12 protein-coding genes (1 of these 12 running past the window's edge) are annotated in these 17773 nt (G+C 72.4%); 2 read left to right on the forward strand and 10 right to left on the reverse strand.

Annotation, left to right across the window (positions count from 1 at the left end; genetic code table 11):
- Positions 1 to 461 carry the 3' portion of a CNP1-like family protein gene (locus ACK4TH_RS04175; RefSeq protein ID WP_409623126.1) on the forward strand. Its footprint begins 193 nt before the window's first position, so the window shows 461 of its 654 coding nt (coding positions 194-654); its start codon lies off the left edge, out of view; it ends in the stop codon at positions 459 to 461.
- A gap of 33 nt (positions 462 to 494) precedes the next feature.
- On the opposite strand, the gene proB is transcribed toward ACK4TH_RS04175, so the two are convergent.
- The 4 genes from proB to rplU form a co-directional block, all read right to left on the reverse strand.
- Positions 495 to 1607, reverse strand: a complete 1113-nt coding sequence (gene proB / locus ACK4TH_RS04180; RefSeq protein WP_409623272.1) for a glutamate 5-kinase — start codon at positions 1605 to 1607, stop codon at positions 495 to 497.
- Between the two features lie 124 nt (positions 1608 to 1731).
- Positions 1732 to 2841, reverse strand: a complete 1110-nt coding sequence (gene cgtA / locus ACK4TH_RS04185; protein ID WP_409623129.1) for an Obg family GTPase CgtA — start codon at positions 2839 to 2841, stop codon at positions 1732 to 1734.
- Between the two features lie 111 nt (positions 2842 to 2952).
- Positions 2953 to 3210, reverse strand: coding sequence for a 50S ribosomal protein L27 (rpmA, locus tag ACK4TH_RS04190; RefSeq protein WP_334154109.1), 258 nt, complete (start codon positions 3208 to 3210; stop codon positions 2953 to 2955).
- 14 nt (positions 3211 to 3224) lie between these two features.
- Positions 3225 to 3536, reverse strand: coding sequence for a 50S ribosomal protein L21 (rplU, locus tag ACK4TH_RS04195; RefSeq protein WP_068606890.1), 312 nt, complete (start codon positions 3534 to 3536; stop codon positions 3225 to 3227).
- A gap of 161 nt (positions 3537 to 3697) precedes the next feature.
- On the opposite strand from rplU, the gene ACK4TH_RS04200 reads away from it, so the two are divergent.
- A complete protein-coding gene (locus tag ACK4TH_RS04200) occupies positions 3698 to 4912 on the forward strand; it encodes an MFS transporter (RefSeq protein WP_409623134.1) in 1215 nt (404 codons plus the stop codon).
- A 48-nt stretch (positions 4913 to 4960) separates the two neighbouring features.
- Here ACK4TH_RS04200 and ACK4TH_RS04205 read toward each other — a convergent pair whose 3' ends face one another.
- The 6 genes from ACK4TH_RS04205 to ACK4TH_RS04230 all read right to left on the reverse strand — a co-directional run bounded on the left by ACK4TH_RS04205 (position 4961) and on the right by ACK4TH_RS04230 (position 17570).
- On the reverse strand, positions 4961 to 6067 hold the full coding sequence (locus ACK4TH_RS04205; RefSeq protein ID WP_409623136.1) for a YeeE/YedE family protein: 1107 nt from the start codon (positions 6065 to 6067) through the stop codon (positions 4961 to 4963).
- A 72-nt stretch (positions 6068 to 6139) separates the two neighbouring features.
- Positions 6140 to 6499 carry a hypothetical protein gene (locus ACK4TH_RS04210; protein WP_409623139.1) on the reverse strand — a complete coding sequence of 120 codons (360 nt, stop codon included), beginning with the start codon at positions 6497 to 6499 and terminating at the stop codon, positions 6140 to 6142.
- Between the two features lie 14 nt (positions 6500 to 6513).
- Positions 6514 to 12312, reverse strand: coding sequence for an excinuclease ABC subunit UvrA (gene uvrA / locus ACK4TH_RS04215; RefSeq protein WP_409623141.1), 5799 nt, complete (start codon positions 12310 to 12312; stop codon positions 6514 to 6516).
- 89 nt (positions 12313 to 12401) lie between these two features.
- Positions 12402 to 12845, reverse strand: coding sequence for a universal stress protein (locus ACK4TH_RS04220; RefSeq protein WP_068606899.1), 444 nt, complete (start codon positions 12843 to 12845; stop codon positions 12402 to 12404).
- Between the two features lie 106 nt (positions 12846 to 12951).
- The gene (locus ACK4TH_RS04225; protein WP_409623144.1) at positions 12952 to 15813 is read right to left on the reverse strand and encodes a molybdopterin-dependent oxidoreductase; all 2862 of its coding nucleotides are present in this window, start codon (positions 15811 to 15813) and stop codon (positions 12952 to 12954) included.
- The gene (locus tag ACK4TH_RS04230) at positions 15810 to 17570 is read right to left on the reverse strand and encodes an NAD(P)H-dependent oxidoreductase subunit E (protein WP_409623147.1); all 1761 of its coding nucleotides are present in this window, start codon (positions 17568 to 17570) and stop codon (positions 15810 to 15812) included. Before ACK4TH_RS04230 ends, ACK4TH_RS04225 begins: the two co-directional genes overlap by 4 nt.
- Positions 17571 to 17773 lie beyond the last annotated feature (203 nt).

Genomic DNA, 17773 nt, shown 5'->3' on the forward strand with positions numbered 1-17773 from the left:
CCGCCGGGGCCCAAGCACAACTGCTGACCGACCCCAACCGCGAGTGGCACGAGGCCGATGCGCCGCCGCCCCCGCCGCTGCGGCAGGACGGCTTGGTGCCGTTCGTGGTGTCGGTCAACAGCCAGTTGCGCTTTGGCGTGGACCCGGCCTCGGTGACGCTGGGCCCGGATGGGGTGATCCGGTATGTGATCGTGGCGCAAAGCGCCAGCGGCGCCCTCAATGCCTGGTACGAGGGGCTGCGCTGCACCACCGCCCAGGTCAAGACCTACGCCCACTGGAACCCCGGCCCGCCCGGGGAATGGCGCCCCAACCCCAGCGCCGAGTGGCGCAATCTGGGCGGGGAGTTCGCCTCCCGTCCAGCCGTGGCGCTGGCGCGCAACGGCTTTTGCGATGGCCCCACCCCCAACGGGCGCCCGGCCGACATGCTGCGCGCCCTGCGCGTCGGCAAGCCCGAGCGCTGACGGCGCGCCCCGGGGGCGCCCGCAGACGCCGGATCAGCGCAGGGTGACGACCAGGTTGTCGCGGTGAATCATCTCGGGCTCGGCCGCATAGCCGAGCAGCTTGTCGAATTCGGCGGAGGAACGGCGGCAGATCAGCCGCGCCTCGGCCGCGGCGTAGTTGGCCAGCCCGCGGGCGATCTCGCGCCCGTCGGGCGCGCGCACCGCAATCACATCGCCGCGGTGAAAGTCGCCTTCCACGGCGGTCATACCGATGGGCAACAGGCTCTTGCCCTCTTTGACCAGCTTGTCCACGGCGCCAGCGTCCACCGTGACCGAGCCGCGCAGTTGCAAATGGCTGGTCATCCAGCGCTTGCGGGCCTGCTGCTTGGGGGCGTCGGCCACCAGACAGGTGCCGATCGGCTCGCCACCGATCAAGCGCAGCAGCACGTCCGGCTCGCGCCCCCACGCAATCACGGTGGACGCGCCGGAGCCGGCCGCGCGCTTGGCCGCCAGGATCTTGGTGATCATGCCACCGGTGCCCACGCGGCTGCCTGCGCCGCCGGCCATGGCTTCGAGCAGCGGATCGCCGGCCCGGGCGACGTGCACGAACGCCGCCCCCGGGTCCTTGCGGGGATCGGCCGTGTAGAGACCGCGCTGGTCGGTCAGGATGACCAGCAGGTCGGCCTCGACCAGATTGGCCACCAGCGCACCGAGGGTGTCGTTGTCGCCGAACTTGATTTCGTCGTTGACGACGGTGTCGTTTTCGTTGATGACGGGCACCACGCCCAACGCCAGCAGCGTCAACAGGGTGGAACGGGCATTCAAGTAGCGCTCGCGGTCGGCCAGGTCGGCGTGGGTGAGCAGCACCTGGGCGCTGCCCACCCCCTGCTCGCGCAGCTTGGTCTCGTACATCTGGGCCAGCCCCATCTGACCGACGGCGGCGGCGGCCTGCAGCTCGTGCACCTCTTTGGGGCGGACGGTCCAGCCCAGACGCTTCATGCCCTCGGCGATGGCGCCGCTGCTGACCATGATGACCTCGCGGCCGTCGCGCACCAGCGCGGCGAGTTGGCGGGCCCACTGGCCGATGGCGGCTTCGTCCAGGCCTCGGCCTTCGTTGGTGACGAGGCTGGAGCCGACCTTGACCACGATGCGCCGCGCGCCGCGCAGCACCTCGGCTGGCGCACGGCTCGGGGTGGCCAGTGCGCTGGCGGGGGCGACCCCGTTCACGGGGGGAGCGTCGGCGCGGGTCAGGTCGGTCGTCATCGTCGTCGTGCGAGGGGAAAGAATGGGCTCAGGTGCGAAAACGCGGATCGTCGTCGGCAGGGGTGTCGGCATCCTGCCGCGCCGCGTCGAAGCGCGGATCCACCGCTGCCGGGGGCGCCTCGGCCTCGCGCAGCGCCACCAGATGCTCGTAGACCTTTTGCATCAGCCGCTCGCACCCCTCGCGCGTCAGCGCCGAGATCTCGAACACCGGACCCTTGAAGCGCAGGCGGCGCACGAAGTCCCGCACGCGCCGCTCGCGCTCCTCGGGCGGCACCATGTCCAGCTTGTTGAGCACCAGCCAGCGCGGCTTGGCCGCCAGTTGAGGATCGTATTTCTTGAGCTCCGCGACGATGGCGCGCGCCTGGGCGACCGGATCGACCGAATCATCGAAGGGCGCCATGTCCACGATGTGCAGCAGCAGCCGCGTGCGCTGCAGGTGGCGCAAGAACTGGTGGCCCAGTCCAGCCCCCTCGGCCGCCCCCTCGATCAGGCCCGGCACGTCGGCGATGACGAAGCTCTTTTCGGGCCCGACGCGCACCACACCCAGGTTGGGGTGCAGCGTGGTGAAGGGATAGTCGGCAATCTTGGGCCGCGCGTTGGAGACGGCCGCGATCAGCGTGGACTTGCCGGCGTTGGGCATACCGAGCAGCCCCACGTCGGCCAGCACCTTGAGTTCGAGCTTGAGGCTGCGGCGCTCGCCCGGGCGCCCCAACGTCTTTTGGCGCGGCGCGCGGTTGGTGGAGCTTTTGAAGTGCAGGTTGCCAAAACCGCCGTCGCCACCCTTGGCGATCAGTTCCTTTTGTCCGGGCTGCAGCAGCTCGAACAGCACCTGACCGGTCTCGGCATCGCTGATGACCGTGCCGACCGGCATACGCAGCACGATGTCCTCACCCTTGGCGCCGAACATGTCGGAGCCCTTGCCGTGCTCGCCGCGCTGCGCTTCGAAGCGGCGCGTGTAGCGGTAATCGACCAGGGTGTTGAGGTTCTCGTCGGCCACGGCCCAGACGTGGCCGCCCCGGCCGCCGTCGCCGCCGTCGGGCCCGCCGAATTCCTTGAACTTCTCGTGACGGAACGAGGCGCAGCCGTTGCCCCCGTCGCCCGCGGCAACGTCGACATAGGCTTCATCGACGAACTTCATGACGGCTCCTGCGCCGATCGCAAAACGACAAGGGCCCGCAGCGCGGGCCCGTGCCGGGATGGCCTGCAGCCGGCCGTGGCCCCGGGGGACGATGCCCCCGCCACGCCTGCCTCAGGCCGGGATGACGTTGATCACCTTGCGGTTGAGCGCGCCCTTGACGGCGAACTCGACCTTGCCCGCCACGGTGGCGTAGATGGTGTGGTCCTTGCCGATACCGGTGCCGGTACCGGGGTGGAACTGGGTGCCGCGCTGACGCACGATGATCGCGCCGGCGCTGACGTCCTGGCCGCCGAACACCTTCACACCCAGCATCTTGGGCTTGGAGTCGCGGCCGTTACGGGTGGAGCCGCCGCCTTTTTTCTGTGCCATGGTGTGTCACCTCGTCAGACGTTGATCGAGCCGATCTGCAGCTCGGTGAAGTTTTGGCGATGGCCCTGGCGCTTTTGGTAGTGCTTGCGGCGGCGCAGCTTGAAGATGCGCACCTTCTCACCCCGACCATGCGACACGACCGTGGCCGTGACCGTTGCGCCGCTGACCAAGGGGGTGCCCACCCGGATGTCCGCGCCGTTGCCGACGGCCAACACCTGGTCGATCACGATCTCTTGGCCTACGTCCGCAGCGATCTGTTCTACTTTGATTTTTTCGCCGGCAGCCACGCGATACTGCTTGCCACCGGTTTTTATGACCGCGTACATAGGAGTCCTTTTTGCTGGATATACCGGCTTTTTCGGCCGGCAAAACACTCGGCAGCGTGTTTCCGCCGAACCTATAATTGTACAGACAAGCGCGGCCGCATGCCAAGCCCTCGTCGCCAGCACCCTGCCCAACCCCGGCCATCCGGCCGCCATCGTTCACCATGACCCTTGCCGCTGCCGCCCCGTCCCGTCGGGGCTTATTCGTGATTTTTGGCTCGACCTTCTTCGAGCTGGTGGGCTACTTCATGCTCACGCCCTGGCTGATCCTTCGCCTGACCGAGCAAGGGGCTCCGACGGCGCTGATCGGGGTGTTCGCCGCCAGCGCCTGGGCCGGTATTTTGCTGGTCACGCCCTTTGCCTCGGCGCTGACGCGCGCCCTGGGGCGGCGCCCGACGCTGTGGCTGTCGGGGGCCGTGCCGGTGCTTGCCGGCGTCGGCTATGGCCTGCCGCTGGAGGGCTCGGCCGCGCTGGCGCTGTGGTTTGGCCTGAAGGTGCTGGCGGGCATGGCCTCGGGCCTGCGCTGGGTGTTGGCCGAGGCGCTGGTCGCCGAGTTCGCCCCCGCCCCTCTGCGGGGGCGCGCCGTCGGGCTGTTCGAAACGATGGTGGGCGCCACCTTCGTGATCGGACCGATGCTGCTGGCCGCCGTCGGGCCGTCCAGCCCGGCTGCGCTGTGGCTGTCGGTGGCGCTGCTGGCGGTGGGCTTGGTGTGGGCGTTCTTCGTCCCCCCGCTGCCGCCGGAGGCGGATGCGCACGAGGCCCACGTCGGCTGGCGCGGCGTCTGGACGGCGCTGCGCGCCCACCCCGTCATCATGGCGGCGGGGTTTTGCGGCGGCTTTTTCGAAAGCGGCCTGACCGCCATCCTGCCGCTGTACGGGTTGGCGCTGGGTTTGGGCGCCGCCGCGGCCGCCCTGCTGGTGTCGGCCAGCGGGCTGGGCAGCTCGGTGTTGATGCTGCCGGCCGGGGCACTGGCCGACCGGCTGGGCCGCCACGGTGGCCGCCGGGGTGGTGCGGGCGGGGCCCGACTGCAGTTGATGCGGGGATGCGCGGCGATCACCCTCTTGGCTACGCTGGTCATCCCATGGGTGGCCGGCACGCCATGGCTGGCGTGGCCGGTGGCCTTTTTGTGGGGCGGAGCCGGGGGGTGTTTGTACACCCTGGCCATGATCGACATCGGGGCGCGCGAGCGGGGGGTCACGTTGGTCAACAGCACGGCCGTGCTGGTGATGGCTTATACCTTGGGTGGGGTGCTGGCCCCGTCCTTGGCCGGCGCCGCCCTGCAGTGGGCCCCTCGCGTGGGCTTTCCGGCGCTGCTGCTGGCGGTGGCCCTGGCGTGTCTGGTGCTGCTGGCGCGGGCACGGGCGGGTCACCGGGTGTGAGTCCGTTGCCCGCGGATCGGCAGGCGGCGTAGGCTGCAGCGCAGCGCCTCAGGGCGCGCGGGCCATGTCGGCGGCCGCAGCAGCAGACGGCACTGGCTCGGCCCGGGGTTGCGGCCGGTCGATCAGCCGGTCGGCGATGCCGCCGCCGATCCACATGCCCACCAGCGTCAGCCACGCCGTGAGCGCGAAGATGGCGCCCCCGGTCATGCCGGCGCCAACCGCGCAGCCGCCGGCCAGCATCGAGCCGAAGCCCATCAGGATGGCGCCGACGATGTAGCGCGGCATCGTGTAGGCGCCGCCGAAGCCCTCCAGCTTCCATTCGCGGCCGACCAGCGCCCCGGCCAGCGAGCCAAGAAACACCCCCGGCATCAGCCCGAGCCCGAACGACCACGGCTTGTCCGGCTCGGCCAGCACGCGCATCAGCCACTCGGCCGACGGGCCGCTGAAGGTCATGCCCTGGATCTGCACCGGCTCGAACGAGTGCGCCATCACCTGGTAGCTGAACCACCACGCCAGCGCCACCATCAGCCCGGTGGCCGCGCCGCCGACCCACTTCCAGAAGCTCCAGCCGCTGCGCGCGGCGAACCACAGCGCCGCGGCCATCCACACCAGCCCGAACAGCAGGCCGACCTTGGGGCCGCCGCCCACCAGCGCCAGCAGGTCGCGCGAGGGGCCGCCCTCCACCACCCACCAGCCGCTGATGGCCTCGCGCCACGGCGCCAGCGCCCCCGACAGCGAGGCCTGCGCGGTCACCGCGAAGATCAGCCCGGACAGCAGCGCGCGCAGGTTGCCGTTGGCCGACAGCACCAGCAGCCGGCTGGCGCAGCCGCGCGTCATCACCATGCCCAGCCCAAACAGCAGCCCGCCGACCAGCGCGCCCGACAGGCTGCCACGCGCTGCGAGCTGGCGTGCGCTGGAGACGTCCAGCCAGCCGAGCAGGATCATGCCCTGCACCGCCACCACGGCGGTGGAGAACGCCAGCAGCCACACCGCCAGCTTGTCGCCGAAGCGGCGGTGCCAGAATTCGATCACCGCCGCGCGCAGGCAGAACTTGGAACGCTGGCCGAAGAAGCCAAACCCCAAGCCCAGCAACCACCCGCCCATCGCCAGCACGACGGGCTCGCCCCAGCGCTCGATCCATGCCGCCATGTCCATGGCCGCCCTTTCATCGATTCATTCCAATATACGGATGATGCAAGACGGGGCGCGCGTCCGGGTTGATGCGCATCAAGATCCGGGGCCGGGCTCGACCTGGGCGTCGCAGTCGCACCCGCGGCCGGCCGCGATCCAGCGCGCCAGCACCGGCCGCACCAGGGCCGACAGGCTGCGCGCCAACGGCCCCTGCCCCCACCCCAGCACCTCCCCCAGCACCTCCCCCGGCGCGGCCACGGCGCCGCAGCGGTAGCGACGCTCGGCCTGCACCCAGCGCAAGGCCACGCAGGGGCCGCGTCGGCGGCGGCTGAGCAGCCAGCCGATCGGGCACGGCTCGATCAGGCAGCACACGCCGCAACCGTTGCACGGCGCCCCCCAGGCCGGCTTGACCGGGGCGTCCGGCTCGATCCACACCACACGCCCGGGGCCGTTCATGGGGTGATCCGCGCTCAGGCGCCGCGCGACAGCACCGCGGCCAGGGCCTGACCGGTGTGGGTACCCAGGCGCACCAGATCCTCGGGGGTACCGGCGCCGACCAGGCGACCACCGCCGGCACCACCTTCCGGCCCCAGGTCCAGCACCCAGTCGGCCTCGGCGATCAGGTCCAGGTCGTGCTCGATGACGACCACGCTGTGCCCCGCGTCGACCAGCCGGTGCAGCACGCGGATGAGCTTGTCCACATCCGCCATGTGCAGACCGACGGTCGGCTCGTCCAGCACGTACAGGGTGTGCGGCGCCTTCTGGCCGCGGCGGCTGACGTCGTCGCGTACCTTGGTCAGCTCGGTCACCAGCTTGATGCGCTGAGCCTCGCCGCCCGACAGGGTGGGGCTGGGCTGGCCCAGCGTCAGGTAGCCCAGGCCGACGTCGCGCAGCAACTGCAGCGGATGGGCGATCGACGGCATGGAAGCAAAGAAGTCCACCGCCTCGTCCACCGACAGGGCCAGCACATCGCCGATGGACTTGCCGCGCCAGGTGACGGTCAGCGTCTCGGGGTTGAAGCGCGCCCCATGGCAGGCCTCGCACGGCACCTTGACGTCGGGCAGGAAGCTCATCTCGATGGTGCGCAGACCCTGCCCTTCGCAGACCGGACAACGCCCCTCGCCGGTGTTGAACGAGAAACGCCCGGGCCCGTAGCCGCGCGCTTTCGCCTCCAGCGTCTCGGCATAGAGCTTGCGGATGGTGTCCCAAAACCCGATGTAGGTGGCGGGGCAGGAGCGCGGGGTCTTGCCGATGGGGGTCTGATCCACCTCCAGCACGCGGTCCACGGCCTCGGCCCCTTCCAGACCGCTGCAGCCGCTCCAAACGATGGCGCGGGCGGGGGCCTGCGCGGCCCGCCGCCGGGGTTGGGCCAGCGCGGCGGCCAGATTGGTCAGCAGCACGTCGCGGGCCAGCGTGGATTTGCCCGAGCCGCTCACGCCGGTGACGGCGACCAGCCGGTGCAGCGGAACGGTGACATCCATGCCCTGCAAGTTGTGCCGGCGCGCGCCGCGCACCACCAGGGCCGGCGCGTCTGCACGCACGGGCCGGCGCGCCTGCAGCGGGTGGCGGATGGCCTGCGCCAGGTAGCGCCCGGTCTGGGAGTCGGCGGCCGCCATCACATCCTCGATGCGCCCTTGGGCCACCAGCCGTCCGCCCAGCCGCCCCGCACCGGGGCCGATGTCGATCAGGTGATCGGCGCGGCGGATGGTGTCCTCGTCGTGCTCCACCACCACCAGGGTGTTGCCGTGCCGCCGCAGCGCATGCAGCGCGTCGAGCAGGATGCGGTTGTCGCGCGGATGCAGGCCGATGGTCGGCTCGTCGAGCACATAGCACACCCCCTGCAGGTTGGAGCCCAGCTGCGCGGCCAGGCGGATGCGCTGCGCCTCGCCCCCCGAGAGGGTGGGCGCGCCGCGGTCCAGCGTCAGATAGCCCAGACCCACCTGCAGCAGAAAGCGCAGGCGGCTCTCGATTTCAGGCAACAGATCGCGCGCGATGTCGGCCTCGCGCGCGGTCAGCGCACCGGGCTGCTGCAGGGCGCGCACCCAGTCCAGCACCTCGCCCACGCTCAGACGCGCGATGTCGGTGATGGGCCGGTCGTGGAAACGCACGGCACGCGCCACCGGTTGGAGCCGCGTGCCACCGCAGGTGGCGCAGGGCTGGTCGCCGAGGTCTTCCAGCTCGGGCTCGGCAAAGGTCTGCTCGCGCCCACGGTGGTCGACGTCGCGCAGGCTGTCGTCCAGTGCCCGGCGCTGCTCGCGCGTGAGCTGCACGCCCGTCCCCACGCAGTCGGGACACCAGCCGTGCTTGCTGTTGTACGAGAACAGGCGTGGATCCAGCTCCGCATAGCTGGTGGCGCACACCGGACAGGCGCGCAGGGTGGAGTACACGGCCACCGTGCCCAGGCCACGGCCGGTGCCGCCGGCCTCCAGCGCCGCGGCCAAACCCTCGATGCCCGCCAGCACATGCACCACGCCTTTGCCGTGCTGCAGGGCCAGCGCCAGCGCCGCGCGCAGCTCGCCCTCGGCGGCGGGCGTGACGTGGACGGTGGCCACGGGCAGCTCCAGCGTATGCTCCTTGAAGCGATCCAAGCGCGGGAAACCCTGCGTGGGCAGAAATTCGCCATCCACCCGCAGGTGGGTATGGCCGCGCTGGGCGGCCCATTCGGCCCACTCGGTATAGACCCCTTTGCGGTGGATGACCAGCGGCGCCAGAATGCCCAGCGTCTGCCCCCGGTGGCGCTGCATGAGCTGCGCCAGGATGCTGTCCGGTGTCTGCGGCTGGACGGGGGCGCCGTCGTGCACGCAGTGCTGCACCCCCAGCTTGACGTAGAGCAGACGCAGGTAGTGCCAGACCTCGGTCACCGTGCCGACCGTGGACTTGCGCCCGCCGCGCGAGAGGCGCTGCTCGATCGCCACCGTCGGGGGGATGCCCCAGACGGCATCCACCTCGGGCCGGCCGGCCGGCTGCACGATGCTGCGCGCATAGGCATTCAGGCTTTCCAGGTAGCGGCGCTGCCCCTCGTTGAACAGGATGTCGAACGCGAGGGTGGATTTGCCCGACCCGCTCACGCCGGTGATGACGGTGAAGCGCCCGCGCGGGATGTCCACCGACAGATCGCGCAGGTTGTGCTCGCGCGCATGCACGATGCGGATCGCCGGCGGCGCGGACGCGGGTCGCGCCACGGGCGCAGGCGGTGTCGGGCGCGGCTCGCGGGCGGCGGTCGCTTCGCCCAGGGCCTCGGCGTACTCGCGCAGCGCCTGGGCGGTGTGGCTGGTGGGGTGCTGGCGCAGCTCCTCGGGCGGGCCGGCGAACACCAGCGTGCCCCCGCCGTCGCCGCCCTCCGGCCCCAGATCCAGCACCCAGTCGGCGGCGCGGATGACGTCCAGGTTGTGCTCGATCACGACCAGCGAATGGCCCGCCTCCAGCAGCTTGCGCAGCGCGCGCATCAGCTTGGCGATGTCGTCGAAGTGCAGCCCCGTGGTGGGCTCGTCGAACAAAAACAGCGTCCCGCGCGGGCGCGCCGGCGCCTTGCCCGCCCAGGGCGAGGGCGGCGGGGCGGCAGCGGCCGTCTTGCGAGCGCGGCTCGACCGCGGCTCGGCCGCTGCGGCGGTGGCCAGATGGCCGGCCAGTTTCAGGCGCTGTGCCTCGCCGCCAGACAGGGTGGGCACCGGCTGGCCCAGCCGCAGGTATTCCAGCCCCACATCCAGCAACGGCTGCAGGGCGCGCATCACATCGCGGTCGCTGGCAAAGCACTGTGCGGCCTCGGTGACGGTCAGCTCCAGCACGTCCGCCACGCTCAGCCAACGGCCTGCGCGCTCGATGGTCACTTCCAGCACTTCGGGGCGGTAGCGCCGCCCCTGGCAGTCCGGGCAACGCAGATACACGTCGGAGAGGAACTGCATCTCCACATGCTCGAAGCCCGAGCCCCCGCAGGTGGGGCAGCGCCCGTCGCCGCTGTTGAAGCTGAATTTGGCCGCCGTGTAGCCGCGCTGCTGCGCCAGTGGCGACTGCGCGAACAGCGTGCGGATGGCGTCCCAGGCGCCGACGTAGCTGACCGGGTTGGAGCGCGCCGTCTTGCCGATGGGCGACTGGTCCACGAAGACCACGCCCTCCAGGTGATCGGCGCCGAGCAGCCGATCGTGCGCCCCCGGGGATTCGGTGGCTTGGCCGAAATGGCGCAGCAGCGCGGGGGCCAGAATGTCCTGCACCAGGGTGGATTTGCCCGAGCCGCTGACCCCAGTCACCACCACCAGCCGCTGCAGCGGAAAGGCCACGTCCAGCGCGCGCAGGTTGTGCTCGCGCGCGCCTTCCAGAATCAGGCGGGGGGTGGACTCGGTGACCCGGCGCTTGACCCCAAAACCGATTTGCCGCCGCCCCGACAGGTACTGGCCGGTGAGCGTGTCGGCACCGCGCAGTTGTGCCGGCGTGCCGTCGAACACGATGCGGCCGCCGCGCTCGCCGGGGCCGGGGCCCATGTCGAGGATGCGGTCGGCGGCCAGCATCACGGCCGGGTCGTGCTCCACCACGACCAGGGTGTTGCCGGCGTCGCGCAAGCGGGCCATGGCCTGGTTGATGCGGGCCATGTCGCGCGGATGCAGGCCGATGGAGGGCTCGTCCAGCACGAACAGGGTGTTGACCAGCGAGGTGCCCAGCGCCGTGGTCAGGTTGATGCGCTGGACCTCGCCGCCGGAGAGGGTGCGGCTCTGGCGGTCCAGCGTCAGATAGCCCAGCCCCACATCGCACAGGTAGCGCAGCCGGGCGGTGATCTCGTCGTACAACAGGGCCTGGGCCTGGCGCTCGCCCGCCGGCAGTTCGTCCAGCCGGGCCTGCAGGCCCTGAAAGAAGCGGCGCAAGCGCTCGATCGGCAGGCCCATCAGATCGTGCAGGCACAGCCCGGGCAGCGCTTGCAGTTGCGCGTCACTCCAGGCCACGCCGCGCGGGCGAAAGCGCCGCTCGGGCGGCAGCACGGCGTCCGCATCGGCGCGCGACCCGATGCGCCAGAGCAGGCTCTCGGTCTTCAGGCGCGCGCCGCCGCACGCCGGGCACTCGGTGTAGCTGCGGTACTTGGACAGCAGCACCCGGATGTGCATCTTGTAGGCCTTGCTCTCCAAATAATCGAAGAAGCGGCGGATGCCGTACCACTGGCGCTTCCAGTCCCCCGTCCAGTGGGGCGATCCTTCCAGCACCCAACGTTGCTGCTCCGGGGCGAGCTGGTACCACGGCGTGTCGCGCGGAATGCCCGCCGCCTCGGCGTGGCGCATCAGGTCGTCTTGGCACTCCTGATAGGCCGGGGTCTGGATGGGTTTGATGGCGCCCGCGCGCAGGGTGAGTTTGTCGTTGGGGATGACGAGACCCCAGTCCACCCCGATGACGCGGCCGAAGCCGCGGCAGGTCTCGCAGGCGCCGGCGGGCGAATTGAAGGAGAACATCGACGGCCGCGGGTCGGCGTAGCGGATGTCGCTCTCCGGGCAATGCAGTCCGGTGGAATAGCGCCACAGGGCCGGCTCGGCGCCGTCTGCCAGCGCATAGACCACCAGGCGGCCGCCGCCGCGCTTGAGCGCGGTCTCCACGGCCTCGGCCACGCGAGCCGGATCGGCGCTGCCGATGCGAAAGCGATCCGCCACCACGTCGAGCCGGCGGCGCTCGCCCACGATCTGTTCGGCCTGCACGCGGGTGTAGCCGCTGGCGGACAGCCACTGCTGCACCTCCTCGTCGGGGGTGCTGGCCGGCAGCTCGACGGCAAAGGTCACGACCAGGCGCGGATCGCCGGCCGCGGCCGCCCGCGCGTGCAGATCGGCCACGATGGTCTCCACCGTGTCGTGGCGCACCGGCAGGGCGGTGTCGCGATCGAACAACTGGCCGGCGCGGGCGAACAGCAGCTTCAGGTGGTCGTTGAGCTCGGTCATCGTCCCGACCGTGGAGCGCGAGGAGCGCACCGGGTTGGTCTGGTCGATGGCAATGGCGGGCGGCACGCCGTCGATGCGGTCCACCGCCGGCTTGTCCATGCGGTCCAGAAACTGCCGCGCATACGCCGAGAAGGTTTCGACGTAGCGGCGCTGCCCCTCGGCGAACAGGGTATCGAAGACCAGGCTGGACTTGCCCGATCCGCTGGGCCCGGTGACGACGGTCAGCTCGCCCGTGCGGATGTCCAGATCGATCTGCTTGAGGTTGTGCTGGCGCGCGCCACGGATGCGGATGACGCCCTGCAGGGGCGCGCCCTCCTCGTCGTCGCGGGTCGGATCGCTGGTCTCGGGCAGGCGGGCGGACATGGCGGGGTGCGGGGCAGGCAATGGGAGCCGATCATTCTAGGCACCCCGCTGTAACCCCGCGCGGCACCCCACCGCGCGGGGCGGCGGCATCAGGCCTGGGGCTTGACGATCAGCACCGGCACCTTGGCGTGCGTGAGCACCTTCTGCGCGACGCTGCCCAGGATGAGCGCCTGCACGCCCTTGCGGCCGTGCGAGCCCATGACGATCAGGTCGCAGGCTTCGGCCTCAGCGGTCTCCAGAATGCCTTCGTAGGTGACGTTGCGCTCGATGGTGTCGCCGGAGAAGGGCACGCCGCGCGCGGCGCACACCTGCCGCAGATCGTCCAGCGCCTTGCCCGCCGCGGCCTGTGCCTCGGCCAGATAGGCCTGCAGCCCCACGGCCGAGGCATCGCCAATGCCGATATAGGGGAACGGATCGATCACATAGACACCCACCACCTGGGCGCCGTGCTGGCGAGCGAGATCGGCCGCCAACTCGCCAGCGGCGTGCGCCAGCGCCGAGCCATCGACGGGAACGAGGATCTTCTTGAACATCGGTCGGTCTCCTGCAATAGGGTGATGGCATCTTAGCCCAGCCCGGCGCCACGGCCATACGGCGGGTGGCGCCGGCGCGGGTGGCGCGACGGTTCCTTGCGGTGGGTCAAACGGTGGCGGCCGCCGCCACCGGCTCGATCGCCACCGCGCAGTGCTTGACCTCGGCGATCTTGGCCACCGGATCGAGCGCCGCGATCGTCAGCAGGTTGGCCGCCGCCTCGGCGTAGGCGAACGGCAGGAATGCCACGCCGTCGGGCACCGCCTCGTCGGCGCGCGTGGCCACCGTGACGCTGCCGCGCCGCGTGCGCAGGCGCACCGGCTGGCCGGGACGCAGGCCCAGCCGTTCCAGCAGCGCCGGATGCAGGCTGACGTGCGGCGCCGGCTCCAGCGCGTCCAGCACCGCGCTGCGGCGCGTCATCGCGCCGGTGTGCCAGTGCTCCAGCTGGCGGCCGGTGATCAGCACGTAGGGGTAGACGGCGTCCGGATCCTCGGCGGGCGGCAGCAGCCGTGCCGGCACCAGGCGCGCGCGCCCGTCGGCGGTCGGGAAGCGCTCGGTGAAGACGATCGGGTGGCCGGGATCGTCCGCAGAGGGCACCGGGTGCGTGATGGCGCCGACGCGCAGCAGCCGCGCCCACGTCAGCCCGGCCAGCGCCGGCATCAGCCCGGCCATCTCGTCGAACACGCGGCCGATGCCGCTGTCGGGCTCGGGCGCACCGCCCAGCGGGTCGATGCCGTAGTCCCAGTCCAGCCCCAGCCGGCGCGCCAGCTGCTCCAGGATCCAGGCGTCGGCGCGCGCCTGTCCGGGTGGGGCGAGGGCCGGGCGGCCGAGCTGCACCAGCCGGTCGGTGTTGGTGACGCTGCCGGTCTTCTCCGGCCAGGCGGTGGCGGGCAGCACGACGTCGGCCAGCGCCGCCGTCTCGGTCAGGAAGATGTCGATCACCACCAGGTGCTGCAGCCGCGCCAGCGCGGCGCGCGCGTGCGCCGCGTCGGGGTCGCTCATCGCCGGGTTCTCGCCCTGGATCAGCATTGCGCGGATGCGGCCCTCGTGCGCGGCGTCGAGGATCTCCACCACCGTCAGGCCGGGCTCCTCGGGCAGGAAGCCGGGTGGCAGGCCCCAGGCGGCCTCGGCGGCAGCGCGCGCGCCCGGGTCGGCCACGCGGCGGTAGTCCGGCAGCACCATCGGGATCAGCCCGGCGTCGCTGGCGCCTTGCACGTTGTTCTGGCCGCGCAGCGGGTGCAGCCCGGTGCCGGGGCGGCCGATCTGGCCGGTCAGCAGCGCCAGCGCGATCAGCGCGCGCGCGTTGTCGGTGCCGTGGGCGTGCTGCGCCACCCCCATGCCCCAGAAGATCATCGCCGCCGGCGCGGTGGCGTAGGCGCGCGCCACCTCGCGCAGCGTGGCTGCGTCGATGCCGCAGATCGGCGCCATCGCCTCCGGGCTGAAGGCCTGCAGGTGCACGCGCAGCGCCTCGAGGTCGCCGGGGTGCACGCGCTGCGCGACGAAGGCCTCGTCGACCAGCCCCTCGGTGACGATGACGTGCAGCAGCGCGTTGAGCAGCGCCACGTCGGTGCCGGGGGTGAAGGCGAGCGTGCGCCAGGCGTGGCGCGCCAGCTCGGTGCGGCGCGGGTCGGCCAGCACCAGGCGCGCGCCGCGGCGCACGGCGTTCTTGATCCAGGTGGCCGCCACCGGGTGGTTCTGCACCGGGTTGGCGCCGATCACCAGGATGAGGTCGGCGTGCGCGCAGTCGCGCACCGGGTTGCTGACCGCGCCGCTGCCGATGCCCTCCATCAGCGCCGCGACGCTGGAGGCGTGGCACAGGCGCGTGCAGTGGTCGACGTTGTGCGTGCCGAAGGCGCTGCGCAGCAGCTTCTGAAACAGGTAGGCCTCCTCGTTGCTGCCCTTGGCCGAACCGAAGCCGGCCACCGGCACCGCGCGGCCGCGCAGGCCTTGCGCGCGCGCGGCGTCGCGCGCGCGCGCAAGGCCTGCGGCGGCGACGTCCAGCGCCTCCTCCCACGTCGCGGGGCGGAACTGCGCCCGCAGCGCCTCGGGATCCGGACGACCGCCCGGCCCGCGCGTCAGCAGCGACGGGTCCTTGGGCGCGTCGGCGCGGCGGATCAGCGGCGTGGTCAGGCGCTGCGGATGGTGCACGTAGTCCATGCCGAAGCGGCCCTTGACGCACAGCCGGCCGTCGTTGGCCGGCCCGGGCGCACCGTCGACGCGCTCCAGCCGGCCGTCGCGCACGTGCAGATCGACCGCGCAGCCGACGCCACAGAACGGGCACACCGAGCGCACCACGCGCTCGGCGCGGCGCGCGTAGGCGCCGTTGGCCGGCGCCAGCGCGCCGGTCGGGCAGGCCTGCACGCACTCGCCGCAGGCCACGCAGGTGCTCTCCGCCACGCGGTCGCCCTGGTCGAAGACGATGCGCGCATGCCCGCCGCGGCCGGCCACGCCCAGCACGTCGTTGCCCTGCACGTCGCGGCAGGCGCGCACGCAGCGCGTGCACTGGATGCAGGCGTCCAGCCGTACGGTGAAGGCCGGGTGGCTGGCGTCGGGCGCCGCGTGCGCCTGCACCGCCCCGCGCGCGGGCCAGCGGCCGGCCGCCGCACCGCAGCGCTGCGCCCAATGGGCCAGCTCGCTGTCCAGCTTGAGCGCGGCGCTGCCGGGCGCATCGGCGAGCAGCAGCTCCAGCACCGTGCGGCGCGCACGCACGGCGCGCTCGCTGTCGGTGCGCACCTGCATGCCGGGCTGCGGCGCGCGGCAGCACGAGGCCGCGAGCGTGCGCTCGCCCGCCACCTCGACGACGCAGGCGCGGCAGTTGCCGGCCGGCGGCAGACCGGGACGGTGGCACAGGTGCGGCAACTCCACGCCGACGCGGCGCGCCACGTCCCACAGCGTCTCGCCCGGGCGCGCCGCGACGGCGCGGCCGTCCAGCGTGAATTCGATCGCGGCAGCCTCGGCGGGGGGGTTCATCGCGTCACCTCATGCGGAAAGAAGCGCAGCACGCTGTCGAACGGGTTGGGCGCGGCCTGCCCCAGCCCGCAGATCGAGGCCTCGCGCATCACCTGCGACAGATCGGCCAGGCGCGCCGGGTCCCAGACCTCGTCCTGCAGCAGCGCCAGCGCCTGCGCGGTCCCGGCGCGGCACGGCGTGCACTGGCCGCAGGATTCGTGCGCGAAGAAGCGCAGCAGCGACGCCGCGGCGTCGCGCGCGCGGTCGGCCTGCGACAGCACCACCACCGCCATGGAGCCGACGAAAGCGCCGTGCGCGGCCAGCGTGTCGAAGTCCAGCGGCGCGTCGGCCAACGACGCCGGCAGGATGCCGCCGGAGGCACCGCCGGGCAGAAAGGCGTACAGCGCGTGCCCGTCGGCCATGCCGCCGGCGGCCTCGATCAGCTCGCGCAGGGTGGTGCCGGCCGGACGCAGGTAGCAGCCGGGCCGGCGCACGCGGCCGCTGACGCTGTAGCGCCGCCAGCCGGCGCGGCCGCGCACGCCGCCGGCGGCCCAGGCCGCGCCGCCGTCGCGCAGCAGCGTCGGCAGCCACCACAGCGTCTCGACGTTGTGCGCCAGCGTCGGACGGCCGAAGACGCCGCGCTGCGCGACGATCGGTGGGCGCAGGCGCGGCAGACCGCGCTTGCCCTCGAGCGACTCGATCAGCGCCGACTCCTCGCCGCAGATGTAGGCGCCGGCGCCGCGGCGCAGCTCGATGGCCGGGCCGTCGGCGGGCAGCAGCGCGCGCGTGCCGTCCGGGCGCGGCGCATCGGGGTCGCCAAACGCGTGCGGGTGGCGCTGCCGCCAGTCGGCCAAGCGCTCGCGCAGCGCCTGCAGCTCCTCCTCCAGCAGCGCGTGCACGTCGGGGTACTCGTCGCGCACGTAGATCCACAGGTGGCGCAGCCCCACCACGGCGGCGGCGATCAGCATGCCCTCCAGCGCCGGGCGCGGGTCGTGCGCCAGCACGTGCCAGTCCTTGAAGGTGCCGACCTCGCCCTCGTCGACGTTGACGACACCGTGGCGCGGGCCCGGCTGGCCGGCCACCGTCACCCACTTGCGCCAGGCCGGAAAGCCCGCTCCCCCCAGTCCGCGCAGGCCGCTGGCCTCCAGCTCGCGCAGCACGTCGATCGGGCGCAGCTCGCCGCGCAGCAGGCGCTGCAGCTGCGCGTAGTCGTGCGGCTGCGGCGGCGCGCCGTGCGCCGGGGCGCGGCGTGGCGCGGTCGCGCCGGCGCGCGCGAGCGTCACCACCGCCTCTTCCTGCGCCGGCGCCACCTGCCGCCGGCCGACGCAGGCCGCCGGCGCCTGGTGGCACTGGCCGATGCAGGGCACCGCCTCCACCGCCACGCCGTCGTCCGCGGCCAGCGCAGCGCGCACGCGCGCCAGCAACCCCTCGCCGCCCGCCAGCGCGCACGGCAGGCTGGTGCAGACGCGCACCGTCACGCGCGGCGGCGCCTCCCCGTCGTCCAGCACGCGGAAGTGGTGGTAGAAGGTGGCGACCTCGTACACCTCGGCCTGGCTCAGGCGCAGCCGCTCGGCCAGCGCGGCCAGCGCGTCGCGCGACAGGCCGCCGAGGGCATCCTGCAGCCGGTGCAGGTGCTCGATCAGCAGGTCGCGCCGCGGCTCGAGTCCCGCGCACAGCCGGGCCACGGTGGCGCGGGCCTGCGGCGTCGGCGTCCGCCCCTTGGGAAACGGACGTCCGCCACGCGGTCGCACGCCAGCCTCCAATGCATCATGATTCATGCCATACCCTTTTTCAGCGGGACAACTTCCGGCAAAGGCCCACGATTGTGCAGTTTCGCGCATGCGCCTCGGCCCGCCGGGACGCCCGGCCCGCGCCGATGAGGGCGGGGCGGCAGCCGCGGCACGAGGGCAGGCACGGCCGAATCATCCCGGGTTTCGCGCCGCGGCGCCAGTCCCTGGTCACGCGCCGCGCCGGCGGAGGC

The sequence above is a fragment of the Tepidimonas sp. genome, from assembly GCF_046292505.1.
Classification (GTDB): Bacteria; Pseudomonadota; Gammaproteobacteria; order Burkholderiales; family Burkholderiaceae_C; genus Tepidimonas.